The sequence below is a fragment of the Streptomyces sp. NPDC057617 genome, from assembly GCF_042800555.1.
In the GTDB taxonomy this organism is placed as follows: domain Bacteria; phylum Actinomycetota; class Actinomycetes; order Streptomycetales; family Streptomycetaceae; genus Streptomyces.
Genome location: NZ_JBHVGV010000004.1, coordinates 148475 through 174918, shown reverse-complemented (window position 1 = coordinate 174918; position 26444 = coordinate 148475). Strand labels below are relative to the sequence as shown.

The following is a 26444-nucleotide window of genomic DNA, read 5'->3' as shown; positions in this document are numbered from 1 at the left end:
CGGGCCCGCACGCAGCCGGATACGGACGGTACGGCGGCGCGCGGGCACGGTGGCGGCAGGGATGGCGGGGATGCCGGTCTGGCGCTGATTGCCATGGCGGGCGGGTCACCGGCCCCGGCGTGGGGCGGGCTGCGCGGTGACGGCTGCTCGGACCTGCGGCTGCGGCTGGGAGGCGTGGCTGAACAGGCCGCCCGGGGAGGCCGTGGTCCGGCGCAGCGCTGCTGCGGCACGTATGTCCTGCGATTCTGTCCGCGCCCCGGTATGGGTGCGAGTGACCCTCGTGGCTGGTGCGGCGGAGGTAGGTGCTGGAGCGGTGGGATGGCTCCACTGCTCGACGGCGGCGTAGACGGGGCCGAGGGCACGGCCCGCGTCGGTGAGGGTGTAGGGGTCTCCGCGGCGTGGTCCGGTCCGGGTCACCAGACCGTCGGTCTGGAGCCGGTTCAGCCGGTGAAAGGCGAGGGTGGTGTCCAGCCCGGCCATTTCGGCGATGTGCACGAACCGCGTCGGGCCGGCGGTGTCGAGGACCTGGATCACTGCGGTCGTATGGCGCAGGTACAGGCGGCGTACGGCGTCTTCGGCGCGTTCGGCGTCGGCTGCTGCGCCGAGCGGTATATGCGCCTGGGACCAGTCGGACAGGGCACGGTGGACCGGTTCGAGTGCCTGGCCGAGGACGCTGAGCTGGTAGGGAGCGCGGTATCGGGTGTCGGTACGGGTTACCAGTCCGTCGCCGCGCATCTCGTGCAGGCGCTTGCCGATGACGTTTTGGTGGACGAACGGGAGCTGGGCGGCGATGTCGCTCACGTGCATGGGGCTGCCGTGCTGTGCGAGGGTCTGCAGGGTCCAGGCCGTCCACCGTGGGGCGATCAGCGTCAGGGCGTCCTCGACTCCCTGGGCGTCGACGGAGCCGGTCAGGGAAGTGCCGGGCTGAGAGGCGTTAGTCATCGCGGTAACTCCAAGTCAAGTGGGGAAGGTTCGGTGTGGCCGACGCGTAGCAAGTCCGGGGCGGGGACCGGTACTACGGGCGGGGACGCTCGGTGCGCAGGCGGTGCAGGACCGTGCCGAGGCGGCGGTTGCTGGCGTGGATGCCGCGGTCGTGCAGGGCCTGGCGCAGGGTGTCGCGGTTGAGCCGGGGCAGGCCGGCGGTGACCTGGCGGGCGGTGGCCATCAGGTCGTCGGCATCTGGCGTGGCGGCCTCCCGCCTGCGGGCGGAGATACCCAGGGGGGTGGGCTGTTGCAGCAGAAGGTGGACGTCGAGGAGGTCCCAGAGGGCCTCGGCCTGCGATGCTTCCCGCTGTTCCAGGTCCGCGACGCGGGCGGCGTAGCGGAGAACCAGGTCGTCGACGCCGTGCTCTGCGGAGCGGCAGCGCTGCCAGGCCGCGTCGAGGCTGCGGCGGGCGGATCGGGCATCGGCGTCGGTCTGGGCGAGGCCGCTGAGCCGTCGCAGCAGGATGGGCAGGACAGGGTCGTTGGAGTGACCGGAGGCGTTGCCGCGCCGCAGTTCCTCCAGCGGGCGGCCGTACCGGTGCTCGACCAGGCGGCGTGTGTAGATCGCGGTGGACATGGGGGACGTCCTTTCGTGGGGGAGATCAGCGGGAACGGGAAGGCTTGGTGGCCGCGCTTGTTGTGGGTGCGATCGCTGGATCGGCGACAGCGCTGGGGATCGCTGCGGTGTTGCTGCGGCTGAGGGCGGCGGATGCGCGCGGCGTGGCCGTACGGGCATCGCGAAGTGCCGCCTGGCCCTGCGGCGTGAGCGAGAGGAGCTGTCCAGGCCGGTACAGTCCCTCGCTGGTGTCCTGGTCCAGGAGCCCGTCGGCGACCAGCCGCTGGACGGTTTCGGGCCAGACCTCCGGGTTGGGGCGCAGGCCCCGTCGGTCGGAGAGGTAGATGTAACCGTGGACCCCGCTCTGGTGGAATCGGAGCCCGCCCGCCTCCACGGCTTCAAGGGCCCCGAGTTGGCGGTCACCTGAGATGGCCCAGTCATCGTCCCGGCCGGGATCCTGTTCCTTGTTCAGGCTGTGGACCGACGCCTTCGAGGGCTGCCCGGCGTCCGGCTCGGGCAGGAGACGACGGTACGCGGATACGGACTGGGCGAGCCGCTCGTAGGCCGCGTCCCGGCGCGCGACGAGCTGCCCGATCTGCGGGACAGCGGTGCGCAGCAGTGCGTCGGCGACGCGCGTACCGCCGAATTCACCGCGCCCGACGGGTTCGAGCAGTCCGATGGCGGACCGGGCGGCGCGGGTCAGTTCGCCGTGCAGCTCGTCGACGTCGCAGGCGGCCTCGGCGACCATCCTGCCGACCAGGCCAAGCGGGCTGCTCAGCGGGCGGTTGTCGCTCAGCGCCCAGGGGTCCTCAACGCCGAACTCCTCGGTGACCAGGTGGGCACCGGGCCGTTTGGCCGCGTCGTGGGGGTTCATTCGGCCGTCTCCATTCGGGCCAGGAGGGTGCGGACGAGGGTGGGCAGGCTGTCGGGGCCGTCGCCGAGCCGGACGCGGTCGGTGACCTCGTCGAGGACGTACTTCGCGTCTTCGCGCAGCCCGTTGGAGATTTCGGTGCAGGCGTCGGTGATGCGGGAGGCGGCGAGCAGGGCCTGAGACAGCACCTCGACGTACTCGCTGGCGGAGAGGCCGGCCGCTTCGGCAGCGGTGCGGATGGCCGTCAGCTCTGGCGAACTGAACTGGAAGCCCGACTCGGCTGGTTCGGCGGCGCTGGGCGGAACGTCGGCCGGGGCCGGTGGCCCGGTGGGGAGACCGACGCGGGTGCAGATCTGGTCGACCGAGATGGTCAGTTCGGCGAGGGACTCTGTGAGCCAGCCGAGCGCGGAGGCGTAGGAGGCGAGGGTGAACAGCCCGGCAGGAGTAGCCGGGAGCGGTTCGTCGAAGAACTCTTCGAGCCGGTCGTTCAGCTCGCCGATCACCTGCGGGCCGGCGGCCAGCGCGCCGAGGACGGGGTGCAGGTAGGACCGGCCGGCGGGAGTGGGGTACTCGGCGGCCAGGATGCCCGAGATCCTCTCCGCAGTATCGGTGAGCAGGTCGGCCAGTTCGGCGCGGGACAGCGGGATACGGTCGGCAGTCATCGCAGGGCCCTTCGGGGATCGGCGGCCGGAGTGCTCGTGCTGAATGCCGTACGAGCAGCGGAGGTGAACCGGGTCTGCTCACCCGCAAGCGGGGAGCGGGACCGGGCGGCCCGTACCCGTGCCTCGACGGCCTGGCCGGTGTCGGCGGGCTGGTTGAGGCCGGTGCGGTTCGTACGGAGCTGGGCGGTGCGGTAGACGGCGTAGTTTTCGCGGGATCCGGCTGCGACGAGGTACACCTCGCGGGCGTGGCGGGAGCCGGGGGGTGCGGGGCGGAACTGGACGACGAGGCGGTGTGAGGCGAAGGCGGTGCCGGTGCCGAGGTAGACCTTGTGGAACCCTTCGAGCCGGCCCTCCAGGCGTTTGGCGACGCGTTCCCCGTGGACGAGGTCCTGGAGGTGGAGGAGGGCCTGGTCGCGGATGGGGCCGGGGAGTTGGCGCAGGTCGGTGAGGGCGTCGGGGTGCGCGGCGAACGCGAAGCGGGCCCGGCTCACAACGGCCTCGACACCGTCGTCTGTACCGCCGTGCTCGTCGACGGCGCGGCACTGCGGGCTGCCTCGGGCTGCGACGGAACCGTGGGGCCGGTGGAGCGGGTGAGCGCCGCGCGGCTGCGGGCCGCCGCCTCAGCGTGGTACTCCGGCGACTCGGGCAGGGGGCTGTGTCGGTAGAACAGCCAGTCCATCGCCGCTTCCTCGTCGGCGAACGCGCCCTCACGCAGGGTGTACGTCTCCGTCCCGGGACCGTCCACTTCCAGGAACACCCTGACCGGGTCCTGTACCGCACGCCGATCGCGGGCCATGGTCCACGTCTCGTACGGGTAGTCCGGCGCCGTGTCGCTGTGGAGAACCTCGTAGCGGCCGGCCGCGTCGCGGATCTTCCGCTCGGTCTGGACGGTGATGTCGTCCGCGGGCGCGATGCCGGTGGTGACCTGGGTGATGAGGTCGGGCGGGCAGTCGCGTTCGATGAGCCAGCTCTGGGCGAAGGCCAGGACGGTGTGCGGGGCGCACTCGAAGGTGAACGTACGGTCGCCCGGAGCCCGGCTGATCTTGATGGCGATGAGCTGTGGCTCGCCCGGTACACCCCAGGTGGCCGAGGTGTCGTGGGCGAGGAGGTAGCTGTGCGATCCGCTGGGGGTGTGGTGTTCGGCCAGGACCGTGAGATCCCCGGCCCACACACTCTGCTCCGCTTCCGCGGAGTCGGTGTCGGCGGGCTCGAAGCCGTCGAGACAGAAGTCGGCTTCGGCGCTCACTGGACCGCTCCCGCCATCTGCGGTGCCGGGGTGGCGAGGAGGCGGTGGTTGGGCCTGGCCGGGCTGGTGGTGCAGGCGGCGAACGGCCCGTCCGGGGCGCGCAGGTGGACCAGGGTCTGGTCGAGGTGGTCGCGGTGCCACGTCGAGGGACCGGAGAGGCCGGCCTCGGCATCGGTGAGCTGCTGCCACGCAAGCCAGAGCGCATGGAGGCGGGCGACGGCCTCGGGATGCTCATGCCACTGGTCGCACCAGGGACGGGTAGTGCTGATCTCCCGCCCGTAGACCGGCAGGAACAGGTAATTCACCCAGTCCGTGAGCGCCGAAAGCTCGGCGGCATACACCTCGCCGCCCAGCGCGAGGATGAACACGGACGCCGGACCGTCGCCCTGTCCGACGCTGGTGTCCTCGGCGCGGGGTTCGGCTGCGGCGGTCGGCCGGGGCGTGGGATCGATCGTGGGTTCGGTGGGTGGTTCGGTGCCGAGGCGGTCGAGGATGACGCCGTGGTGGCGGACCTCGGCCATGGTGCGGGCGAGCGTGGTGGCGAGGTCGTCGAGATCCTCGTCGGGAACGCGGAACGGCTCGGGTTCGGGGGCGGTCGTGCTGGGGTCTGACATGACGGATCCAAGAAGTGAGAGCGAGCAGGGCGGGACGGGGCGCTCGGCGCTCTTCTGCAGGTCACGGCAGTGCTCCATCGGTTCGAAGGCGGCATGGGGAAGAGGATCCGCAGATTCCGGGATTTGGCCCGGCCGGAAAAAGGGAGTAGAGGGCTACCGGGCGGTGCAGCGGGGGCAGCGCGGGAACGGCGGGGCCAGCAACTCCACGGCTCGGGTGGCTTGTTGGGGGATGACGCCGTTGCCGAGCGCGGTGAGCTGGGCCGGCCGTCCGAGCCCCTCAGTGGCGGTGACCCAGCCCGGTGGGAGCCCTTGCATCCACTCGACGAACTCCGCGCGCAGACGCCCGCCCGCGTCGGTGGGCGGTGGCGCCGGGCGGGTGAGCGTCTCCCATCGGGTGATGGCGGCGCCGTACGGTCCCCATCGCCCGTCAGATCCTCCGTCGCCGGGCTCGTGTCGGACCACAGCGGCAGGACGTCCGCAGACAGCCGCGGACATCGGCTGCTCCCCGGGCTGCGGCCGGGTGTGCCCGTCGGCAGCAGCGAGGCCGCTGCGGAGGGGAGTGTCATGTCGCCGTTTCCGTGGCGCTGGTTCGGAGAGCCCTTGATCCCGTCCGACGCCTTCGGGGTGGGCAGCAGCCACTCCACCTCGTCCGCCAGATTTGGGCCGTGGCCGCCGCTCTTCCTCTTGGCGGGGTGCTGGGAGCCGCCGTTCTTGCCGATGTTGCTCGTCGGGGTTTTGAGGAGTGTGTCCGGCGGGCCAGGCGGTGAGGAAGGTCCGCTCGCGGCGGTGCGGGGCTCCGACATCGGAGGCGCGTAGCACGAGCCATCGTGTGTCGTACCGGAGGTCGGCCAGGGATCCGAGTACGGCACCAAGTGCCCGCAGAGGAGGCTGGGTTGGGTCGTCTCCCAGACACCACGGGCAGAGTTCCACGTCGCCAGGGGAACCGGCGGGCGCGGTGAGGAGTCCGCGGACATTCTCGATCACCACCAGGCAGGGACGGAGGGCTTCGACCGCACGGGCGACGTGCAGCCACAGCCCCGAGCGGGTACGGGGGTTGAGTCCGGCCCGGCGGCCGGCGACCGACACGTCTTTGACACGGGAAACCCGCCGTCAGGACACACACCCGCTTGACATCGGCCCAGTCCACGGTGGTGATGTCGCCCAGGTTGGGCACGCCGGGCCAGTGACGGGCGAGGATGCGGGAGGCGTCGGGGCTGGTCTCGGCGTGCCAGGCGACCCGGCCGCCGAGGGCGGCCTGCACACCGAGGTCCAGGCCCCCGTACCCGGAGCACAGCGACCCGATCAGTGGACCGTGCGAGGCGCTGGTATCCATGTCATCGGCCCCGTACAGCCGATGGGGAACCCGCTGCCGCAGAAGCGGTTTTCGCGCCGACGGCGGGTGACGGTGCTGTGTCGGCGGCGCTGTGGGATCGGCTGAGGGCGGCCCGGAGCCGTACGGACGGAGGCAGAAGTGTTGTCGAGGCGGCGTGCAGCCTGTTGGCCGCGTCGTACAGAGCAGCTTCGGCGAGGGCGAGCGAGTCTTCCAGGACGTGGACGGACGCCTCCCGTGCTTCGCGTACGTCGGCATGGTTGTGTGACGGTTCGATCTGGGCGAGGAAGGCGAGCTGGTGGCTCACCGTGCCCAGGATGGCGACGGCTTCGCCGGCGGGCTCGACGGCGGAGGCGAACGCGGTGATCACCCGGTCGCTGTGCGGCGCCCGGTCCTGGGCGGTGACACGGAGCAGGACTTCGTCGCTCAACTGGGTTAGCAGTGAGCTGAGTTCGGCGATCTGGCGGCAGATGGCGGTGGGTTCGGGCGTGCGGTGCGGGTCGCCGGGTACGGGCAGTTTGCCGCGCTGGGCGTCGAACGAGGACGCCATGTCCCGCAGGGTCAGGGCGTCGGTGGTGGGGGTGTTGACCACGGAGTGTTCCAAGGGTGAGAGGCGGACGGGACAGGGGCCGGGTGGTTCAGATGGGGGTCCGTGACGAGGTACGCGCGGCGGGCGCTGAGGGGAGGGCGCCGGAGCGTTGTGGGGGCCGGGCTGGTGGTCGCGGAGTACTGCGGGCGAGCGCGGCGTGAACCCGGGCCGGCGGGGAATCGCCGGTGGTCGGAGCTGGCGCGGGCGTTGGCGCGGGGATGCCGTTGGCGCTCTGCCAGCGGGCACGGACATTGTCGAGCGGGCCGAGGGCGTGCAGGGCATGGCTGATGAGCTGGCCCGGGGCCAAGGCTTCGTTCTCGGCCAGCGCGCGGATGGCACGGGCTGATTCGGCGGCGGTGCGGGTGAGCGAGGAACGGATGACCTGTTCGCCGAGCCACTCGGCGGTGCCGGCACCGACGCCGTCGCAGATCCCGGCGAGTTGCTCGGCGGTCAGTGTGCCGTCTGCGAGCAGGCCGCGTCGCTGGGCCTCCCACAGGAGCGTCATCCGGTCGATGGGCTCGCCGCGGTGATGCAGTGCGCCCAGGCACTGGTAGAGGTGGGCGTGGGCGGGGTCGGCGAAGTCGTCCGGCCGCAGCCAGCCAACCACCTCGTTCATCGCCCCGGACCGTTCGGTCAGGACTGCCAGCAGGAATCGTTCGTCCTCGGCCACCTCGTCCGTACCGGCGAGCGGGGGTTCGGCGGCTGCGGTGGCCGGCGGCGCGGCTGGGGCGAGCGGGCGTGGTTCGGTTCCCCAGCGGCGTGCGAGATCGCCGAGCACCCCGGCCAGGACATCCGCCTGGTGCAGTGCCCCCTCGACATCGCCCCGCAGCGCGTCGGCGCGCGCGGCCTGGTGCAGACGGACGGCATGCTCGGTGACGGTGCGGTGAATCGCGCCTTCGAGCACCATCCGGCCATACAGCGGAGCATTCCCTGAACGGGGGCACGCCGCGATCAGGACGTGGGCATAGGGGGCGGTGAGCCCGCGGACATGGCGGCTCGCCTCGGCGACCGTGTCGGTCACCCACGACAACGGCACCACTGCCTTCGCCTTGGTTGACACTGCGGGGTGGGCGTTGGTGTGGAGTGTGCGCATCGCGGCGAACAGGGCCCGGTGGACCGGCCGGGAGAAGTGCTCCGGCGCCAGCCAGCCCAGGCGCGCGAGCTGGCCCGGGTCGAGGAGTACCGCACCGAGGACCGCCTGTTCGGCGCGCAGCAGCGGATTCACCACTGCCCCCGTGGACCAGAGGCGGAGGATTCGTGCTGCTCGTCGGGGAGGTCGGCGACGGCCTGGTCGGCGGCGGCGAGCGCCGTGGCGAGGCGGTCCAGCTCGCCGGTGAAGTCCGGGTCGGTGGCGAGGACCGAACCGGTGCTGCCGACCAGCCACCACCGGCCGTCGCACCGTACGGCCGGCGAACCGACCAACCGCTCGGAACGCGGCGTGGGAGCGGAAGGAGTGGGCGAGGACACGGCAGAACTCCTGGAAAATGGGGGAGACATGGGGAGTCAGGCGGTGAGGTCGAGGTCGGCCTGGGTGGGGGCGCCGGAGCGGCAGGACCAGGGCGAGCAACCGTCCGGCTCACCGAGTTCCAGCTCCGTATCGGCCATGGAGTTGAAGACGTCGCTCTGGCGGGCGGCCCATTCGTGGGCGGTGACATGGTCGATCGGCGCCTCATCGAGAGGGCGGCGGCTGCGGTGCAGATATGCCTGGCCCAGCAGCGGCTTGCCTTCGGCGGTCGCCCGCGCGTTGCCCGTACGGATGGCGGCGTCGAACTCGACCACGTCGCGCCACTCGTCGGGGGAGCTGTCGCGCAGGGCCCTCCACTGGGCGTTGCCGTGGTACGGACACCCCAGGCACGCACTTTTGGGGGTGCTGCCGAATCCGCGCGAGCGCAGCAGCCGCAGGCAGTCCGCGCGGGAGAGATCCTGTTCGATCAGCGGGAAACGGTTCTTCATGTAGGCGACGTCGGCGTCCTTTGCCCGGTGGAACTCGTCCACACTGATACCGATCCACTGCTCGACGAACACCCCCGCCGGAATACGCTGCGGGTGCGGACGGCCGAGCAGCTCGCGGACCTTCTCCTTGATCGGCCGGATTTTGTACTGACCTGTGCACTGCCGTCGTGACATGCCCTTGCCGCCCGAGGGGTTGAGGATGTGCAGCGGCATCGACGCGAACCGCTTCGACGGATCCAGCGCGTCCGTACGGATGTTGCCGGAGGAGACCCGCAGGACCGGGATGCCCGCGGGCTCGGCTATCTCCCGTTCGATCCGGTCGAGGTGCTCGTACACCGCCCGCGGCTCCCACCCGGTGTCGGCGAAGATCGCCGCATCAAGCCGGGGCAGGTGCCCTTCGGCGGCCATGAGAAGCAGGCTGGTCGACTGCACGCCGGCGCCGAGCGAAAGAACGCGCAGCGCGGGAGCCCCGCCTGGAGCGGGACGGGCAGGAGGTACCGGCTCAGGAGAAGCCAGAGATGCTGCTGCGTCCGGTGTGAGGGAAGACATGGTGGGTCCTTGCTGTGTGGAGTGGGGCGTGGCGCGTTGTGGTCAGCGGCTGTGGCGGGGTGCGGCGGGCGTCGCGGGGCGCGCGGCTGACGGGGGCGAGGACGGGCTGCTCGCGGCAGAGCCGGCCAGGCGGTTGGGCGAGGAGACAGTGGCCGCGCGGGCCCGGGCGGCTGCGGAGGCTCCCGGGGCGGGCACCTGGCCGGTGTCCTGTCCGGGCCGTGGAGCGGTGCGGGTGGCCTGGGCGGTGTCGGTGAAGCGGCGCCAGGCGTACTCGGACCGGTCGCGGGTCCACGTGTCGGCCTGGGCGATCAGTGCGGGTGCGAGGGCGGCGACTTCGGTGGCGGGTACGGTGCCGAAGGCGAGCAACTGCCCGCGGGCGGACCACAGGTCCAGGTACCAGTCCTCACCGATCGGATACGCCTTCACATGAGCGCCGGAGCCGTCCGGCTGGTAGGCCCAGAAGCCGCCCAGGTCGCTCCAGCCGGGCCCTGCGAACGGCGGGGCCGGCGGCTCCACGGCCGGTACGGGTGTGCCGCGGTCGGCGACGGTGAACAGATCGATCAGCGTCTCGTCGTTCAGCGCGTTCTTGACCAGCCCGAGGACATCGGATGCGTCCAGTCCCTCCCGGGCTTCCAGCACACCGATGACATGCCGCAGGGTCCGCAGGGTGTGCCGCGCGCCCTCGGGGTCGATGAGGTCTTCTGCCGGTCCGGATTCCTTCAGTTCGAACCGCACCCGTACGGCCGCCGAGCGCACTCCGTCCATCTGCTGGGGGCCGGGGCGGTCGGGAAGCTGCTCGACGCGGTAGAGAAGGGCGTCGAACGGGCGCATGTGCTGACGTACGGCGTGCTGGGCGTAGCGGTCGGCGTGGTCCCTGAACGCGCTGGTGGCGGCGGTACGGACCGCGTCGTCGTGGTGGCGCAGGGAGGTGAGCAGACTCATGTAGCGGTCGCGGGTGTCGATCTGTTCGCGCAGGACCGACTCGTACGCCGCGTTCAGCAGCTCCAGATCCGAGAGGCCGGCAGCAGACTCCTCCCCGTACCGGGCGGCCTGTTCACGCAGGGCGGCGACGCGGTCGGTGGCGGGGGTGTTCCACACGCTCATGCCGACAGCCCGAAGTCGTCACGGCTGTTGAGGGACTTGGCGATCGCCCGCTCGGTGATGGCCTGCGTCGCTCGGGCGGATGCCGGGCCGACCGTCTTCGCCGAAGGCTGGTCGTACCAGGGCCGGAGGTCCAGCATGGCTGCCCGGATACCGGTCGCGAACAGCAGCGCCCGCCCCTTGGGGAGGGCCCGGATCGCGTCCGGGGGCAGGATCCGCTCCGTACGCGTGCTCACCGACGTGGACTTGCCGCTCTCGCTGGTGGAGACGGAGGTGGTCTGGACGTCGTGGTCGCCGATCAGCCGGGACAACCGGTCGGCGAAGTCACTGTCGTCGATTCCCGAACCGATGATCTTGACGGTGGCTGCGGACCACAGGGCGTCCATCCCGGCCTCGCCCCAGCATTTCTGGCCCTGCCGGTAGGACTGGAGGATCGTTATCGGGATGACGCCCCGGGAGCCGAGGTGGGAGTAGAGGTCGGGGAGATCGCTGATTTTGCACACGTTGGCGGCCTCGTCCAGGACGCACAGCGCGGGCGGGTCGAGCCGCCCGCCCGAGCGCTCCGCCACGACCACGGCCGCGCGCATCACCGCATCCGCTGCTGCCGCGATGATCGCCGAGGCCGAACCGCCGCCGTCCTTGCTGAGCAGATAGAGCGTGTCGCGGGAGGTGGCGAACGCGGAGGGCCGGAACTCGGGCAGGTGCTTGGCGGGGGTGACCCAGGCGGCGACCTCCGGGTCGAGGAGGCAGCTCGCGTACTGGCGGGCGGTCTCATAGATGCCGTCCCGGGTTTCGGTGGCGCCGCTGACGGTGCCCTGGAGCTGGGCGGCGACCGCGTCGTGGCCGGCATCGGTGAGCAGGTCCACCGGAGTACGGTCTGCTGGCGAGGCCAGCCAGGCGAGGACGTCGGTGATCGGGCGGTGGTGGCCGGCGGCAGCGAGGAACAGTGCGCCGAGGGTGTTGCTGGCGGCGGTGGACCAGAAGTCGGAGCCGCTGGACTCGTCCACGCTGGCTGCGACGAAGTGCCCGGCCAGCCGTTTCGCCCCGGCGAGATCCTGGGCGTCGGCCAGGATGTCCCACCACATCTGACGTGGGTGGTGGGCGATCTGCTGTGGATCTAGCGTCCACACCGTGCCGACCTCGGCGCGGACGTCGACCGTGGCGGTGAAGGCGTCGTTGGCTGCCTTGTTTGAGGTCAGCAGGACGGGTCCGGGCGCGGCGAGGATCGCGGGGATCGCCAGGCCCGACGTCTTGCCGGAACGGGGGGCCATGATCGCGACGAGGACGTCTTTCCCAGGAGGCGCGGACCTCGGCGCGGCCGGGCGAGAGGGTGCCGACGAGGATCCCCCGGTCCGCCGGTGCGATCTCATTCCCCTTGAGGCTGGACAGACTCGGCCGCAGGGTTTTCGCCTTGGCGGTGATCTGCTTGTCCAGCAGTGGCGCGAGATCGGCCCTACGGGCAAGGCCGTTGCGTGGACCCCGCCACCGTGTCCACAGGACCAGCCCAGTGACAGTGAGGGAGAGGGTTAGCAGGCCTGGGACGATCCGGGCGCCGATCAGCAGGGCGGTGGGGCTCAGGTGGGGCCACAGTTCGTGGGGCCGTAGTAGTGCGTCGGTGGCGGCGTAGGGCGCCCAGGGGCCCGTACCGGCAAGAAGGTTGGTGACGTTGCCGGTCAGCCAGGCGAAAGAACCGACGGCTGTCGCGGCGCCGAGAACGCCGAAGAGGAGGTAGAGGAGCGCGTCGGTCCCGGTGGTGGACGAGGGCGCGCTGGTACGCGGAGCGGGCATGGCTGATCCAGGAGTTGGCGGCGGGCAGCGGGCGGGGGCGGTGCGCGCGGCGCTCTTGTGCTGGTCATCGGGGGTGGCTCCTGTTCTGGCGGGTCGGGCAGAGGGGGTTATCGGGTCCGGGGAGGGCGGGTCGGTGTAGCGGGCGGCTGCGTGCCGGTGTGCACGGTGGCGGAGGGAGTGGCACCCTGGGCGGTGGCCCGTGGGGAGGCGGCGCTGGCGGCCTGCTGTCGTGTGGACTCGGCCTGCGGGTGCTGGAAGGCGGTTGGCTCGGCCGGGGGTTGGCCGGGTGTGGTGAAGATGTCGTCCTCGCCTTCCCGGGTGCGCAGGATGCGGACCATGTCCTGGTGCTTGGGGTCGCTGAGGGCGGCCGGGCACGCGGCGATCCCGGCGTAGGCGTCGTCCAGTTCCTCTATCGCGTCCTGCAGCAGCGAGGTGCAGACGGCGAGGCGCTGCCACACCTCGAAGACCGGGTTGTGGAGGGGGCCGTCGAAGTTCAGCCGCGACCGGGTCCAGTCGGCGGTGGTGGCGACGAGTTCCGTTACCTGGGGGAGGACTCCGAAGAGGGGGCTGGTGATCTCCTCGACCATCCGTGCTACATCGGCGGGTGCGGTGGTCTCGGTGAGCCGGAGGAGCATTCCCGGCACGGAGTACGGGTCGGGCCTGTTGGGTGGTGCGGCTGTGGCGGGTTCATTGCTGTGGGCGAGCCGGATGTTGTGGGCCATGGCGGCGCCGATCGCGTCGCCGATAGTCGGGTGAAACTCGGGCACTGGTCCTCCTTGGTCGGTAGGGGCTGTGGGTGTAGTGATCAGCGGGGTGATGCCGGGTGGGCGAGGAGCGCGGCGGAGCCCTCCGGGCCCGGGGCGGTTGCGGGCCGGCGGCGGTTCAGGTGGTGGCGTGGGGTTCGACCGCCAGGGTGAGCTGTTCGGTGAGGGACGCCAGGCGGCTGCGTGCGTCATCGGGACTGTCGGCGGTGACGATGAGGAACCCGATGCGGGCGGCGCCGGGGATGGCGGTGGGCGGGAGGCAGACCTGGTCGCCGACATTGCGCAGCCAGGTCACCTGGCGCAGCCACGGATTCAACGGGCCGGGTACGGCCGGGAGGTGGCGGGCGGTGAGGGTGCCTGCGGTGGGTGGGTAGAGCAGTGTGATCGCGGCGGTGGTGTGTTTGGTGGGGGTGAGGTCGGGTGTGTTTCCGCAGGCGATGTCGGCGGCGATGCGGGGTAGGTCGATGCCGGTGGCGAGGCGGACGAGTTCGCCGATCATGTCGCCGCCGATACGCGCGTTGACCTCGACGATCCTCGGCCCGGTGGCCGTCAGGCGCATCTCCACATGCTGCACCCCGTCCGTCACACCGAGGGCCTGCAACGCGTGGGCGGCGACCGGGGCCACCTCGGACACGAGCGGGTCGCCGGCGGTGACGGTGTGACCGACTTCCTCGAAGTACGGCGCGAAACCAACGTCCTTACGGGTGACCGCCACCACGGTGGTCACGCCGTGCAGGGTGACGCACTCCACGGATATCTCCGGACCGTCCAGATACTCCTCGACCAGGACACCGCTGCCCTCCCGCCCCTGCTCCCCGGCCCCGGATACAGCGAACTCCCACCCGGCCGTGAGGTCTTCGGGGCTGTCGATACGGATGACGCCGATGCTCCCCGCGTGGGAAGAAGGCTTGAGCACGACAGGGAAGCCTGTGCGGTGCGCGGCGGCGGTCGCCTCCGGCAGGGTATGCACGCGGGTGGATGTCGCGGACGGCACGTTGTGCTCGGCGAAGTGACGGCGGCTGGCCGCTTTGTCCCGGGAGGCGTTCATCGACGCGACCGTGTTGCCCGGCAGCCCGAGCCGGGCGGTGAGGTGCGCGGTCGCGACGAGGGCGTATTCGTCCCAGGTCAGGACGCCGGCGATGGTGTGGCGTTCGGCCAGCGCGAGTCCGGCGGCAATCACCGAGGCGGAGTCCCGGGGATCGGCGACCTCGTGGTCGACCACGAGATCCTGCTGCCATGTCGGCGGCTTGGCGTCAATCAGCGCGACCGGGTACGCGGCGGCAGCCTGTTCCATGCAGTAGCCGCGCAGCACCGGGTCCGTACCACCGACCACGATCAGAACCGGATCAGCGACAAGCGTGGACCGTGACATGGAAAAGCCTCCACAGAAAGGGGGTTGGGCAGAGGAGAGGAGAACCGGGCGCGGTCGTGTGAGGGTGTTCACGGGGCATCGACCGGGACAGCCGGATCACTGGCCTGCGTGTCAGCCGGAGCCGTGTGAGCTGTGGCCGGGCCGGATGCGCGGACCGGCGACAGCGCCCGGTAGCCCTCGGCGCGGTGCCGGCGCAGCCCGGCGAAGCACGCGCCCAGCACGACGCCCTGGACAACGGCGCACGCCAGCAGCAGGTGAGGGAGGCCGGCGGCGGGTACGGCGGCGACGAGGATTCCGGCGGCGGGAAACGGCAGCAGGAGCAGGATGATCGTGACCGCAAGGGTGGAGCCGAACGCGCGGGCGGGGATGAGACGGCCGCGCAGGGTGCGCAGGACCACGGTCAGCACACCGTCGGCGGCCATCAGCACCGCCACCACCACGGTGTAAGAACGGAAGCCGGGCACGAGGGCGGTGGCCAGGCACGCCGCGGTGGAGAAGGCGGCGGCTGCCGCGCCGACCGGCCACACGGGCCAGCGGCTAAGGGCGCGGTGGGCGGCCCAGACGGCGAACAGGGACGCCACGGCCGCCAGACTCCACATCATCCCCACGTCCACAGCAGGCCGGCGGAACTGCTGCACCACGGTGATGGGCGTGGCGGCCTGGAGCACACCGAGGGAGAGATTGGAGGCGGCCAGACCGCCCACCAGCCAGGCCAGCGCCGGGATGTGGCGCAGGGTCCGCCAGCCGGTCAGCAGACTGCTGGGAACCGGACGGTGATCCACCAGGCCACCGTGACCCCGCGCACCGGCCGCCGCCGTCACGGCCAGGGCGGCGATGACCGCCATCAGCACGGGCGGACCGGCCAGCAGCACCAGAGCGCCGAGGAGCGGCCCGAGCAGCAGGGCACCCTGGTCGATACCGGTCTGCACCGCCTGGACCCGGTGCGCCCGCTCGCCGGGCCGGCGGCCGGCTGCGGCGCCGAGGGTCTCGACCGCGACGAAGGACACCTCCGCCACCAGCCCCGCAACAGCCCCGAACGTCATGACGACCCAGGTGGTCGCCGTACCGGTCGCAGGCAGAACCAGCAGCACCCCGCCGGCCACCGCAACCACCGCAGCCCGGACGAGGTTGGCGGTACGGAAGGCCCGGCCGGCACCCCACCGGTCCACGAGCGATCCGGCGAAGGAGAAGGACACCAGTCGCGGTACCCACTGCACAACGAACGCGACGCCCGTCAGCGTCGTCGAGTTCGTGGTGAGGAGCACCAGAAGCGGAATCGCGTACGAGGCCGTCATACTCGCCAGACCATCGGCGGCACGGATGAGATACGTACGCGTCAGGCCGGGTGAAGAGGAACGGGAGGAGAGCATCACGGTTCACCGAGTCCGCGGGCTGGGGCCCTGCGCGGGAGACGCGGGCGTGATGGACGCGGGCGCCGATGTGCCCAGCGAGGGCGGCACGTTGGCCGAAGCAGGTGACGTGGCGCGGGCCGCGCCGGCGACGGGGACCCCGCTGCGGGCGGCGCTCCTGGACCGGTCGCTGCTTTCCCATTGCGGCGGGCTGTCGAGGATGCGTATCTCCGCAGCCGTTCCGGCCAGTTCCTCTCCGACGGTGGTGAGTTGCTCGGCGGCGGCGGTCAAGCGGTCGGCGAGTTCCCAGGCCTCGTCATCAAAGTCGGTGACCTGTTCCCCGGCGGCTTCGAGGGCCTCCTGAAGCCGGACCAGAACACCGTCGGCCGGATCGAGGAGCTGATCGACCGCATGGGCGGCCTCGGCAGCGTTCGCGGCACCACGGATGTGATCCGTCAGCCGCAAGATCTGCCCTCCGGCGACATAGGCCCCGTACGGGTCGGTCGGGGTGGTCAGCCGACCACTGTCGAGCGCGGAATCCAGCTCGACGCTATACCGGGCGGCGCGGAGCATTGCGGCTGCGTGAGACGCGATGGAGGCGCGGTCCGCCTCCGATGTGGTGGTCGGCAACCGGTGACGGCGGCCATACCAGTCCTGGATTTGCTGGAAGCCGGCGTGCTTGAGGAGCGCGGCGGAGAGGTCGTCCCTGGCGCCCTCGGCCACCACGCTGCCGGTGGGGTTGCCGGTGATGACGACGGTGACGCTCGGCGCGGGGCTGAGGTTGACCGGGCGCACGGTGACCGCCGCGTCCGGGTAACGGCTTCCATACTCGGTGTCAATGCTCTGGCACTCCCGCCAGACAGCCATGTTGAGGTTGTAGAGGGAACGTGCGGGCCGCCCGTCATCGTGGACGAGGCTCGCCACGAGGTGCACCTGCCGTTCGGAGGTGCCCAGCGCAAGCCATCGGCATCCCTGCCCGTCGATCTCACCGAGCAGGCTGGCCGCCGACAGCACGCGACGACTGAACATCGCCCACTCCTCGTCGTTCGGAGAGGGAAGGTCGGGACTCGACCGGATGGTGCAGAGCATGATCGGACGGTCGAAGGCGGGCTGTGCGTCCTCTCGCCCGTGACGAACCTGGACCGCCGTCGCGAGGCCGGCCACGTCGTCCATGTCCATCGGCGCACCGTGGCAGTCGCCGTCGATCAGGCGAGGGCGCACGCCGGTTTCCTGCGCGGCCTGATCGTAGAGATAGGTGAGAGCGGAGAGGGCTGTATCGCCCCGTCGCAGGTGGGGAATCACGTTCAACCTCGGGGTAGTCGCATGGGCCTGGTACCGGCCACCGAGGAGAGACGATCCGCACATTCCGCGATTTGGCCCGGCCGGAAAAGGGTGGTAGACGCACCCCGGTCAGGACTGTCCGTTCAAAGGCCGTGGCTGTAAGCGAAATCTGTGCAGGCGGAGCACGAGGTGTAGGCGTCGTTGCGTAGACGGGCCAGTGGCCGTTCGCGTGGCCAGCGGTGGCGACGATGTCGAGACCGCAGCCTGCCGGGCAGGCAACCGGGTCGGCCTCCGGCCCGATGTCCGTGGCGGTGGCTTTATCGAGCGGTAGTGACGTCACTTGTCGACGGGTGTCCGTTGTCATCGAAGGTAGTCGTCCTGTCACTCAACCCGGCCGCACACACGGCAACGCCAGCGGTCACTTGCCCAGACCGGCCACGGGCCGACATTGCCGGGGCCCCTCCCTGGTAACCCTCTGCGCACGTATAGTGATTCTCCGGGTGCCTTCCGCAAGGGGGATGGATGGATCCGATCGTGCTCGCGGCAGGAACGGCGTTGGTCAGCGCTATGGCCACGGACGCCTGGCAGCAGGCAAGAGCGGCGACGGTAGCCCTATGGAGACGGATCCGTCCCGAGCAGGCCGACCACATAGGAGCCGAGCTGGAAGCCCTCCGCGCCCGGGTCCTCGCTGCCCGGCAGCAAGGTGATGGAGACACCGAGCAGGCCCTGGCGGGCACCTGGCGCCTGCACCTGCAGCAGCTCCTCCTCGACGACCCCACCCTGGCCGCCGAGCTGCAGCGGTTGCTGGACGAACAGCTCACCCCGGCTCTGCCCCCAGGCGAGCAGGCATGGATCCAGTCGCTCGTCATGCGGGCGGAAGCACGTGACAACGCCCGGGTGTATATGGCTGGCCGCGACCAGCACATCACCGGCTCATGACCACCTCCCCGAACGAAGACGTAGGTGAGAACTTCACAACGCCGATGCGTATCGAGGCGCATGCCGAAGGCAACGCGCGGGTCTACATGGCCGGGCGGGACCTGCACGTCACCCCGGAGGCGTCCACGACGCCCGCGCCGGTCACCACGCTGCGGACCCTGCCGCGGGACGTGGCCGAATTCACCGGCCGCCAGGCCGAGGTGGAACAGCTCCTGGCCGCCGCCGCCCAGCCGGCCCAGGTGGTGTCCATCCACACCGTTGACGGCATGCCCGGGGTAGGCAAGACCGCCCTCGTCGTACACGCCGCCCGCCAGCTCACCGACCGCTTCCCCGACGGGCAGCTGTTCGTGCGCCTGCAGGCCCATACCCCCGGCCAGAACCCGGCCGACCCTGCCGACACTCTCGCCGCACTGCTGCTCTGCATCGGCGTGGACCCGCGCAACATCCCCGACGGCCTCGAAGCCCGCGTCGGATTGTGGCGGGACCGGATGACCGGGAAGCGAATGCTGCTGGTGCTGGATGACGCCGCCGGCCGCGCGCAGGTCGAGCCGTTGCTGCCAGGATCCGGGGGCTGCCTGGTGATGGTCACCAGCCGGCGGCGCATCGCCGCCCTGGACGGTGCCACTCCCCTGGCACTGGACACCCTCCCGCCCAACGACGCGCATCTGCTGTTCACCCGTCTGGCCCACCGCACCATCACGACGGCCGCCGGCACCGATGCCGTTGCGCGGATCGTGCGACTGTGCGGTTACCTGCCACTGGCCATCGCGCTGCTCGCCGGCCGTCTCGCGCACCGCCCTCACTGGAACCTCGCCGAGTTCGCCGACGACTTCGCCGCCACCCGCGATCGCCTGAGTGAACTCGCCGTAGATGACCGCGCCGTCGCCGCAGCCTTCGACACCTCCTACCGCGCCCTGCCCACCGAACGGCAACGCCTCTTCCGTCGCTTGGGCCTGCATCCGGGCACCGATACGGACGCCTACGCCACGGCTGCCATCGCCAGCATCCCGCTCGCCCGAGCACGACGAGAGCTGGAAGCCCTCTACGACGACCACCTCATCGATTCTCCGGCCGCCGGCCGTTACCGCCTGCACGACCTGCTGCGCACCTACGCTCACAACCTCGCCGCCGGTGACCGTGCCGTCGAGCGCGACCAGGCGCTTAGGAGACTGCTGAACTACTACCAGCACACTGCCGACCGCGCCGACGCCCAACTCGCCCGCAGCCCCCGCCCCGCTGTCACTGCATCCGTCGCCCCTCCGACAGTGGCACCCGACCTGCCCGACCGGCACCGAGCGCAGGCATGGATGGTCATGGAGCGCGCCAACCTGTTTGCCTGCATCGACCACGCCACCGCACACCACCACGCCCGCATCGTCGGCCTCACCGCTGCAATCGCTGCGCACCTGCGCAACAACGGTCCCTGGGCGCAAGCCACCACCTTGCATATCGCTGCCGTCACCGCGGCACGACACGTCGCTGACCAAGCTGGCCAAGCCGGCGCCCTCCACGAACTCGGGGCTGTACGACGACTGGCTGGGGACTATCCGGGGGCCACGGTGGCGCTGGAACGGGCCCTGGACATCTACCGCACCGCCGGCAACCAGCTCGGCCAAGCCAACGCGCTCAACTACCTGGGAGGTGTGCGGTGGCTGACCGGGGACTATCCGGGAGCCACCGCGGTGCTGGAGCAGGCCCTCACCGCCTACCGCAGCATCGGCGACCGCAACGGCCAAGCCCACGCTCTCAACTACCTGGGGGCTGTGCGGATCGCGACTGGGGACTACCCCGGCGCCACCGCGGTGCTGGAGCAGGCCCTCGCCGCCTACCGCGACACTGGAGACCGGCTCGGCCATGCCCACGCCCTCCACGGTGTGGGGGTTGTGCGGATCGCGACGGGGGATCATCCCGGCGCCACCGTGGTGCTGGAGGAAGCGTTGGACGTCTACCGCGACATCGGCGACCGAAACGGTCAGGCTAACGCGCTCAACCACATGGCGGCTGTGCAGATCGCAACCGGGAACTACACAGGTGCCGCTGTTGTACTGGAGCAAGTTCACGACGCCTACCGTTACATCGGTGACCGGGCCGGTGAGACGGAGGTGCTGAACCGCATCGGAACGCTTCATTTGAAATGTGGGGACCCGAGACAGGCGCAGGCTCATCACCAGCGCGCCCTGGAACTCGCCCGCACGATCCGCAATCAGCTTGAGGAAGCCCGCGCTCTCGAAGGCGTCGCCCGCTGCTGCGAGCTCACCAGGAATTACCCCGCAGCCCTCTCAAATCTCCGCGAAGCGGTGAGCCTCTACCAGCGGATTGGCGCGGCCGAAGCCCCCGCCGCCGCCCAATCCCTTGTGCAGTTCAAAGTGACCTGTGACAGCTGGAGGACGGGTGCCGGTTCTTGGACCGACACCTGAAGTGAGGCCGATGGCGGTGGCCAGCGGATGCAATACCACCCCGATCACCGCGGTACCGGCCATCGGCGGTACCGGCCGATCGGGGCGGCGCGAGGGCGTGCTAAAGCTTCCCCTTGATCGTGGACACCTGGAGACTGGGACCTGAGGTTCCAGAGGAAGTAGCACCAGGTGGGAAGCAAGTACACGAAGCGGTACACAGAGGAGTTCAAGCGGGACGCCATCGCGCTCGTCGACTCCTCGATCTCCTCCCACTGCGCCTCGCTGGTGTCGCCTTCGAGGACCAGGGCGGTGTAGGCGTCGGCCAGGATCTGGTGGCGGCAGCGCACGCCCCAGGCGACGGCACGCACGGTGCCTTCCAGCGGTGGCATGCGGTACTGCGCGGACCAGGCGTCCGATTCGGCCTGCTCCTCGGCGCGCCTTGCTTCCAGCCAGGCGGCCTTGTCCTGCTCGCCGGTCGTCCTCGCGGCCCGCCAGTAGTCGGTGCACTCCCGATTGGCGAGCCACTCGGCGAAGCCCGCGCGACGGTCGGCCGCACGGTTGGACAAGTCGCGCTCGGCCTTGTGCCCGCAGGAATGGGTGATGTGCCAGAGCTTCTTCACCCCCGGGGAATTCCGTTTGATGGGCGTTACGTTCGAGGTCGGGCTGCTGGTCTGGGGCTTCAAATCGAGTGCCTTTCGTTGGCGGTTGGGGTGGTGGCCTGCGTCGTTGCGGAGGGTCGTGCATCAGATGCACGATTCATGCGGCGGACGGAGGTGTTCTGGAGTGCTTGGCGGTGGTCTCGGGGACGCTTCCGCCTTCTGCGTCGTCTCAGCGTGTCCTGCGGATGGCGTCTGTGGCCGCCGCGGCGATGGCGACGGGAGCGCTGGAGGGCTGGGGCAGGTGCAGCAAGGTGGTCCCCGGCAAGTGGCGGGACTTGGCGGTGAGGGTGAGCTGGAGTACGGCGCAGCCGGCGGTCGTGAGCTGCTTGACGCGGGTGACGGCTTGAGCGGTTTCGTCGGGGGTGTAGACGGCGTCGGTGACGATCACGAGGAGGCGGCCGGTGCCGGGGCGGCTGAGTTCGAGGCCGTGGTCGAGTGCGTCGATGGCGTCGCCGAGGTTGTGGTGGCCGCCGTTGGCATTGAACGTGGTCACGCGCTCTGGTGCTCGGTGGGTGGGTCGGGTCAGTGCGGTCAGGTGCCTGTCGTAGGCGATGGTGGCGGTGAGGGAGTCGGGGTCGGTCAGGGCTGCTGCGCGTGCCACGATCCAGGCGGCGGACGCGACGGGCGCGCAGGCGGCACGCATGGAGCCGGAGACGTCGACGGCGATACCCACACGCAGCGGTGGGGTGGGGGAGTTCCGGCGGCGGGTGTGGGTGAACGGTTGTGCGGTGGGGACCGATCCGGCCGCGCGCTGAGCGTCGCGGGCGAGGGCCGCGCGCATGTTGAGGCGGCCGGGCGGGGTGGGGCTGGTGGTCCGCTCCTCGGTCCGCTCGCGGTAGGCGGCGGCGCGCAGGGCGCGGCTCAGGCGCGCGGCGGCACTCTGCTCGGCGGCGGTGGGCCTGCGGGTGCCGGTAACCGGGTTGCTGCCGTAGGGCGCCGGTGTGCCGTCGGGGGTGACGGTGGTGCCACGGGCGTTGAAGACCGACTTGGCGGTAGCGGCGGCTTTGCGTCGCTGGCCGGCCCGCTGGGCGCGGTCCTGTGCCTGCGCCTTGGACTGCGCGGCCATGGCGTTGGCCGCTGCGGCCTGTGCCGCGAGGTCGGCGGCGTCGGTGGCGGCCGTGCTGTCCATGACGACCCGCACGGCGCCGGACAGCAGATCGGTGAGGTTCTCCGGCACGGGCAGGGCGGGGGCCGCGGTGTCCAGAGCGTCGCACCATTGTTGAGCGTGCGCGAGCATGGTCGTGGCGTCGTGGTCGGCGCACTGATGGGCTGCGGTCCAGATGCGGGTGAGTGTGGCCAGCAGGTCTGCGCCCAGCACCTTTTCGCACAGATCGGCGACGGCCCGGGTCTCGCCGGCGTCCAGGATGCCGACGTCACGGCGGCCGAGGACCAGGGCCGCCACGCCGGCGGCGTGCTCGATGCCCTGGAGGGTGGGGTGGGCGATGTCGGGCATGACCAGGGTTCGGGCACTGGTGCGCAGGTACGTGCGGTCCGTGGGCCGCGTGATCAGGTGTGCGCCTTCGACGCGGCTCTCCTCCAGCAGGAGCGCGGCCTCGACGACACGGGGGTCCGCTCCGGCAGGCTGTGTCCAGACGGAGTGGGCCGCGTGCGCGGCCTCGTGGACGAACACTCCCCAGGCGGCGGGATACCGGTCCTCGTCGCCCACGATCCGCGGATGGATCTCGTGGGGCTGGAGCGGGGCGAACAGGCCGGCGTCGAACTCGACCTCGCCCAGAGTGGGGAAGAACGCGGCCGGTGCGCCGCTGCGCGTGCCGGGGCGGCAGGTGACGAGGAGGTCCTGGCGGCCGGAGAGGTCGACCAGCCGGTCGCCGAGTTCGGCTCCCACGCGCAGCCACAAGTGCGGGGAGGAACGGGGTCGCGCGGGCGGGGCGCCGTCGTCGTCCCAGCGCGCGAGGTCGGCGTCGTCGTCCGGCGTGGTGGCGGGGGACTGGACGTGGTGGCGGGCGCTCATCGCGAGCGGCCCCGGTGTGCGGAGCCGGCGTGGCCCGGGGGCTGCCGGGCGGCTGAGGCGGAGAGCTGCTTGCCGAGGGTGAGGGGCGCGACCTCCTTGACGCCGACAGCCTTGACGACGGCAGCGGCGACGGCGTCGCGATCCTCCACAGGAGCGATGCCGACCAGGTTCGCGAGCGCGGCTTTGGAGCCGAGGACGGCCTCGGTCCTCTGGTAGCTGAGCAGTTCCCGCAGTTGGGGGGCCCAGCCCAGCTCGCCGAGTTCGACCTGGTGGGCGAGGTGTCGGGCGACCCGGACCACCCGGGCATCGATCCTCAAGGCCAGGGCGAGGTCATAGTCCGTGCCGATCTGGATCTGCACGCTGAACCGGCTCGCGAGCGCCTCCGTCAACACCGCGCCGTGGACGCCGGGATTGTGGCCCGCCACCACGTAGAAGCCCGGCTCGGCCTTGATGGTCTCGCCCTTGTGGGCCTTGACCTGGATCTGCCTGCGCCCGTCCATCGCGGGATACAGCGCCGCCAGGACCTTCGGTGAGATCAAGGTGGCATCGTCGATCAGCAGAGCGCGACCCTCGGTCATCGCGGTGACCAGCGGACCGTACTGGAAGACGTAGGCTCCCGCGTCGTCCTGCGTGTACTCGCCGATCAAGTCGCCGACCGTGGTGTCGCCGTCACCGGCGACGGTGAGCAGGTCCGGGAACGCCGCCTCGACCAGACTCGTCTTGCCGGTGCCCGGAGGGCCGTAGAGCAGCACCGGCACGTCGGCGTCGCGCAAGCGATTCAACGCCTCGACGTCGGGCAGATCGGCCAGCTCCCGGGGGTGGTAGAGCTGGCCCCCCGCGCGGCGGATCGGGCCGGTCTGCCTGGGCGTGGCTGCTGCGGGAATGGTCGTGCGGGCCGTGGCCGCCTGGGCGCGGGGAGAGTGGGTGCCCGGTGGGCTGATCACAGCGGTCTGCGCGGCTGCGGCGGTTTTCGCGTTCGCGCGGAACTCCGGTTGTCCGGTTCCGCTTTGGTCGGCCTCGCCGCGTCGCACCAGGGTGAGGGCGGCGTTGCGGACGGCGCCGTGGGAGTGGCCCAGCTGCCTGGCCATGTCCCCGATGGTGAGCGTGTCCGCCGGCCGGTCGGCCAGCAGTCGGGCCACCTTGGCCCGTAGTTCGCCGCCCTTGGTGCGCGCTGGACTGGTAGGCGTTCCTGGTGTGGTCAAAACGGGCTCCCTTCAACAGGTACGGGTGCGGGCGGGGCTGGCGACGTGCTGGAGAGGCTGGCCGCTCTCGGAGCGGATCACGGACTGTGCCGACATCGGCGACCGGGCCAACCGGGGCGTACCGTCGGCGCTCACCGGCCGACCGAGGGCTCGGTCCAGGTGCAGGGGATGGCCGGCGACGAGCAGCTCGCCGGCTGCCGAGCAGGCCCGTGCGTCCGCTCCGTACCGGGTTCCGTCGCCCGGCAGGCGCAGCCTGGCGTCTCTTCGAAGCCGGCCTGGAGCAGGATCCGCCGGGCGGCGGCGTTGTAGCCGGTGGTGGTGATCTCGCCGGTGATGGCGTGCCGGATCGTCATGAACGGCTCTGCTGGTGCTTCGGGCAAGGCGGATCTCCTATCGGTGGTGGCGGAAAAGCGGTGGGGTGTTGGGCGAAGGCGAGGCGCGCCCGGAGCTTCCAGCACATCAACGGTGCGTGGCTGGACCACGAACGATGGGCAATGACTGCCGACATGCTCCAGGGCGGGCCTCACCGCCCCGCAGCTACCTGACTCGCCTCTCCGCACGTGCTAATAGCCGGGTGTACCAACAACGGCCATGGGAACGTCCCCTTACGAGAGTTGAAAGTCAGCGGTTGCGGGTGAACGCGATGCGCGGATCCACCTGGCGCGCCGCCGGGGCAGGGACGCCGGGGGCGGGGAGCGGCGGCTTGGCGGGCAGGCCGGCGCGAGTGGGGCTGGCGGCGAGCGCGGCAGTACTGACGCGGGACGTGGGAGCGGCGAAGCTCTGGTCGCGCTTGTCGTGCGCTGCCGACGTGGGCGCGGTTGGCCGGCGTGCGGCTGTCTCCCGGGCGAGGTGGGGATGCACCGCTACCTGAAGGCCGACTCGGTGCATGGCCAGGGTGGCTCGGGTGACCTTGCTGAGCGCCTCGCCGCGGTCGGTGGTGGCGGGCAGGGCATAGATATCGAGACGGAGGTTGTGCCGCCATCCGTGCTCTTCGAGGAACTGGCCGCCAAGGTCGCCGCCGTCGGCGGTGGCGGCGACAATGCCGAGTTGCGGATGTTCGGCGAACGCGACGTCGGGCTCGACACGCACTGATTGGTCGTGCTGGGGAGCGGGGCGGTGGTCCGTCAGGGGTTCGAACGCGGTGTCTGCGTCGACTCGGTAGCCGGCCCTGCGCAGGTAGGCGACGGCCCGTGTGGCGCGGTCCTGCCCCCAGCGGGCCTGGTCGGTGAGGGCATACAGGGTGGGGTGGCCGGGGACGGGGCGGAAGTCGAGGCGTTCGAGCATCCACTGGCCGGCGGGGAGGCGCTTGGGGTTGGCGGCCGTGATGCCGTAATGGGGGTGGTGCCCGATCGCGATGTCGGGGCGGGGGTGGTGCTCGGTGGTGGGCATGGCGGATCCATCCGGGACGGGCGGCAACGAGGGGACAGTCAGGCGCGGTCCCGAATCTGCGGGCAGAGGGCATCGGTGGGTCTCCGGGGAGGCGGTGGTCAGCGGCCGGGCGCGGACGAGGGGCGTGTGGGCGGCAGGCCCGATTGCGTGGCATGGTCGGCCGTGACGGTGCTGGTGGCGATGCCCTGGCCGTGGGGTGAGACGGATCGGGCCGCAGATACCCGGGCTGTCGTGGCCGGATCCGGGTCGGCGGCTGGCCGGCCCCGTGAGGGCTGTTCGGTGTGCCGGTCGGCCAGGTCGCCGCGCATTGCCCGGATTTCCAGGGCGTAGGAGTCGAGTTCACGGGTGATGTGGCGCAGACGGTTCGCGTAGTGGGGATCGGCCGGTTCGCCCAGGCCCTCCCACCAGTCGGCGGTCGCGTCGAGAGCGTCGACGACCGCGTGCACGACACCGTTACCGGGAGCGGTCAGCTCACCGAGCGCGGCGACGACGTCACGCGTGTGACCGGCCGTGGAGATCACCTCGGTCAGATGACCCACCTGGTCGCCGGGACTCCTCTCCGGTCCGGCGGAGTACCGCTGGCTGTGATCGATCAGTTCGGCGTCGGATGAGATGGCGAAGCCTTCGTCGTGCAGCATGTCGACGGCGCGCGTGACAGTGCGCCGCTGCTCGTCCGGGTCGGTCATGTCGGTGGGCAGCCGGTGAAAGTGCTCGTGCAGGCGGGCGACGGGGACGAAGCCCGCGCGGTGCAGCACGGCAGCGGCGGGCTCCCCGCCGGAGGAGTCACCGTTGATCCGCGCGGTGACCAGGCCCTTGTCGCGCTGGAAGGTGACCGTGGTCGGCTCTGGGCGCATGAGGGATGCTTCTCCTTCCTTGTT

General features: G+C 71.0%; 25 protein-coding genes and 3 pseudogenes. 2 read left to right on the top strand and 26 right to left on the bottom strand.

What is annotated here, in order from left to right:
* Positions 1-105 precede the first annotated feature (105 nt).
* The 20 genes and pseudogenes from ACFU9P_RS12325 to ACFU9P_RS12230 form a co-directional block, all read right to left on the bottom strand.
* On the bottom strand, positions 106-942 hold the full coding sequence (locus ACFU9P_RS12325; RefSeq protein WP_384079253.1) for a winged helix-turn-helix transcriptional regulator: 837 nt from the start codon (positions 940-942) through the stop codon (positions 106-108).
* 73 nt (positions 943-1015) lie between these two features.
* Positions 1016-1561 carry a hypothetical protein gene (locus ACFU9P_RS12320; protein ID WP_384079250.1) on the bottom strand — a complete coding sequence of 182 codons (546 nt, stop codon included), beginning with the start codon at positions 1559-1561 and terminating at the stop codon, positions 1016-1018.
* Between the two features lie 25 nt (positions 1562-1586).
* Positions 1587-2414 (bottom strand): large ATP-binding protein, encoded by an 828-nt coding sequence (locus ACFU9P_RS12315; RefSeq protein WP_384079247.1) that lies wholly within the window; start codon positions 2412-2414, stop codon positions 1587-1589.
* Positions 2411-3073, bottom strand: coding sequence for a hypothetical protein (locus ACFU9P_RS12310; protein ID WP_384079244.1), 663 nt, complete (start codon positions 3071-3073; stop codon positions 2411-2413). Before ACFU9P_RS12310 ends, ACFU9P_RS12315 begins: the two co-directional genes overlap by 4 nt.
* Complete coding sequence (locus ACFU9P_RS12305) at positions 3070-3564, bottom strand: hypothetical protein (protein ID WP_384079241.1); 495 nt, start codon at positions 3562-3564, stop codon at positions 3070-3072. The genes ACFU9P_RS12310 and ACFU9P_RS12305 overlap by 4 nt, the downstream gene beginning before the upstream one ends.
* The gene (locus ACFU9P_RS12300; protein WP_384079238.1) at positions 3561-4319 is read right to left on the bottom strand and encodes a glycosyl hydrolase; all 759 of its coding nucleotides are present in this window, start codon (positions 4317-4319) and stop codon (positions 3561-3563) included. Before ACFU9P_RS12300 ends, ACFU9P_RS12305 begins: the two co-directional genes overlap by 4 nt.
* Positions 4316-4933 (bottom strand): DUF4913 domain-containing protein, encoded by a 618-nt coding sequence (locus tag ACFU9P_RS12295; RefSeq protein WP_384079235.1) that lies wholly within the window; start codon positions 4931-4933, stop codon positions 4316-4318. Before ACFU9P_RS12295 ends, ACFU9P_RS12300 begins: the two co-directional genes overlap by 4 nt.
* Positions 4934-5086: 153 nt before the next feature.
* Complete coding sequence (locus ACFU9P_RS12290; RefSeq protein WP_384080035.1) at positions 5087-5428, bottom strand: hypothetical protein; 342 nt, start codon at positions 5426-5428, stop codon at positions 5087-5089.
* Between the two features lie 252 nt (positions 5429-5680).
* A pseudogene (locus ACFU9P_RS12285) lies at positions 5681-6019 on the bottom strand (DNA cytosine methyltransferase); the annotation flags it as partial.
* A 64-nt stretch (positions 6020-6083) separates the two neighbouring features.
* A pseudogene (locus ACFU9P_RS12280) lies at positions 6084-6266 on the bottom strand (DNA methyltransferase); the annotation flags it as partial.
* A 1-nt stretch (position 6267) separates the two neighbouring features.
* Entirely contained in the window at positions 6268-6867 is a 600-nt protein-coding gene (locus ACFU9P_RS12275; protein WP_384079232.1) for a hypothetical protein, read from the bottom strand.
* A gap of 34 nt (positions 6868-6901) precedes the next feature.
* Positions 6902-8077 carry a DnaB-like helicase N-terminal domain-containing protein gene (locus ACFU9P_RS12270; RefSeq protein ID WP_384080032.1) on the bottom strand — a complete coding sequence of 392 codons (1176 nt, stop codon included), beginning with the start codon at positions 8075-8077 and terminating at the stop codon, positions 6902-6904.
* Positions 8074-8319, bottom strand: a complete 246-nt coding sequence (locus ACFU9P_RS12265) for a hypothetical protein (protein WP_384079229.1) — start codon at positions 8317-8319, stop codon at positions 8074-8076. Before ACFU9P_RS12265 ends, ACFU9P_RS12270 begins: the two co-directional genes overlap by 4 nt.
* 36 nt (positions 8320-8355) lie before the next feature.
* Positions 8356-9222, bottom strand: a complete 867-nt coding sequence (locus ACFU9P_RS12260; protein WP_384080029.1) for a hypothetical protein — start codon at positions 9220-9222, stop codon at positions 8356-8358.
* A gap of 174 nt (positions 9223-9396) precedes the next feature.
* Positions 9397-10458 (bottom strand): hypothetical protein, encoded by a 1062-nt coding sequence (locus ACFU9P_RS12255; protein WP_384079224.1) that lies wholly within the window; start codon positions 10456-10458, stop codon positions 9397-9399.
* Positions 10455-12243: pseudogene (locus ACFU9P_RS12250) on the bottom strand (type IV secretory system conjugative DNA transfer family protein). Before ACFU9P_RS12250 ends, ACFU9P_RS12255 begins: the two are co-directional and overlap by 4 nt.
* Before the next feature lie 107 nt (positions 12244-12350).
* Positions 12351-13010, bottom strand: coding sequence for a hypothetical protein (locus tag ACFU9P_RS12245; protein ID WP_384079221.1), 660 nt, complete (start codon positions 13008-13010; stop codon positions 12351-12353).
* Between the two features lie 115 nt (positions 13011-13125).
* The gene (locus ACFU9P_RS12240) at positions 13126-14379 is read right to left on the bottom strand and encodes an ATP-grasp domain-containing protein (RefSeq protein ID WP_384079218.1); all 1254 of its coding nucleotides are present in this window, start codon (positions 14377-14379) and stop codon (positions 13126-13128) included.
* A gap of 68 nt (positions 14380-14447) precedes the next feature.
* Positions 14448-15749: an MFS transporter gene (locus tag ACFU9P_RS12235; RefSeq protein ID WP_384079215.1), complete on the bottom strand. Its 1302-nt coding sequence runs from the start codon at positions 15747-15749 to the stop codon at positions 14448-14450.
* A gap of 6 nt (positions 15750-15755) precedes the next feature.
* Positions 15756-17036, bottom strand: coding sequence for a hypothetical protein (locus tag ACFU9P_RS12230; RefSeq protein ID WP_384079212.1), 1281 nt, complete (start codon positions 17034-17036; stop codon positions 15756-15758).
* Between the two features lie 495 nt (positions 17037-17531).
* Here ACFU9P_RS12230 and ACFU9P_RS12225 point away from each other — a divergent pair, with 495 nt between their 5' ends.
* Both ACFU9P_RS12225 and ACFU9P_RS12220 read left to right on the top strand, forming a co-directional pair.
* Positions 17532-17948 carry a hypothetical protein gene (locus tag ACFU9P_RS12225; protein WP_384079209.1) on the top strand — a complete coding sequence of 139 codons (417 nt, stop codon included), beginning with the start codon at positions 17532-17534 and terminating at the stop codon, positions 17946-17948.
* The gene (locus ACFU9P_RS12220) at positions 17945-20365 is read left to right on the top strand and encodes an ATP-binding protein (protein WP_384079206.1); all 2421 of its coding nucleotides are present in this window, start codon (positions 17945-17947) and stop codon (positions 20363-20365) included. Before ACFU9P_RS12225 ends, ACFU9P_RS12220 begins: the two co-directional genes overlap by 4 nt.
* Before the next feature lie 44 nt (positions 20366-20409).
* On the opposite strand, the gene ACFU9P_RS12215 is transcribed toward ACFU9P_RS12220, so the two are convergent.
* The 6 genes from ACFU9P_RS12215 to ACFU9P_RS12190 form a co-directional block, all read right to left on the bottom strand.
* Positions 20410-20964, bottom strand: a complete 555-nt coding sequence (locus ACFU9P_RS12215) for a hypothetical protein (RefSeq protein ID WP_384079203.1) — start codon at positions 20962-20964, stop codon at positions 20410-20412.
* A 208-nt stretch (positions 20965-21172) separates the two neighbouring features.
* Positions 21173-22975: a hypothetical protein gene (locus tag ACFU9P_RS12210; RefSeq protein ID WP_384079200.1), complete on the bottom strand. Its 1803-nt coding sequence runs from the start codon at positions 22973-22975 to the stop codon at positions 21173-21175.
* Positions 22972-24114 (bottom strand): AAA family ATPase, encoded by a 1143-nt coding sequence (locus tag ACFU9P_RS12205; RefSeq protein WP_384080026.1) that lies wholly within the window; start codon positions 24112-24114, stop codon positions 22972-22974. Before ACFU9P_RS12205 ends, ACFU9P_RS12210 begins: the two co-directional genes overlap by 4 nt.
* Positions 24115-24308: 194 nt before the next feature.
* A complete protein-coding gene (locus tag ACFU9P_RS12200; protein ID WP_384080023.1) occupies positions 24309-24530 on the bottom strand; it encodes a hypothetical protein in 222 nt (73 codons plus the stop codon).
* Positions 24531-24798: 268 nt separating this feature from the next.
* Positions 24799-25566: a hypothetical protein gene (locus ACFU9P_RS12195; RefSeq protein ID WP_384079197.1), complete on the bottom strand. Its 768-nt coding sequence runs from the start codon at positions 25564-25566 to the stop codon at positions 24799-24801.
* 98 nt (positions 25567-25664) lie between these two features.
* Positions 25665-26420 carry a hypothetical protein gene (locus ACFU9P_RS12190; protein WP_384079194.1) on the bottom strand — a complete coding sequence of 252 codons (756 nt, stop codon included), beginning with the start codon at positions 26418-26420 and terminating at the stop codon, positions 25665-25667.
* Positions 26421-26444 lie beyond the last annotated feature (24 nt).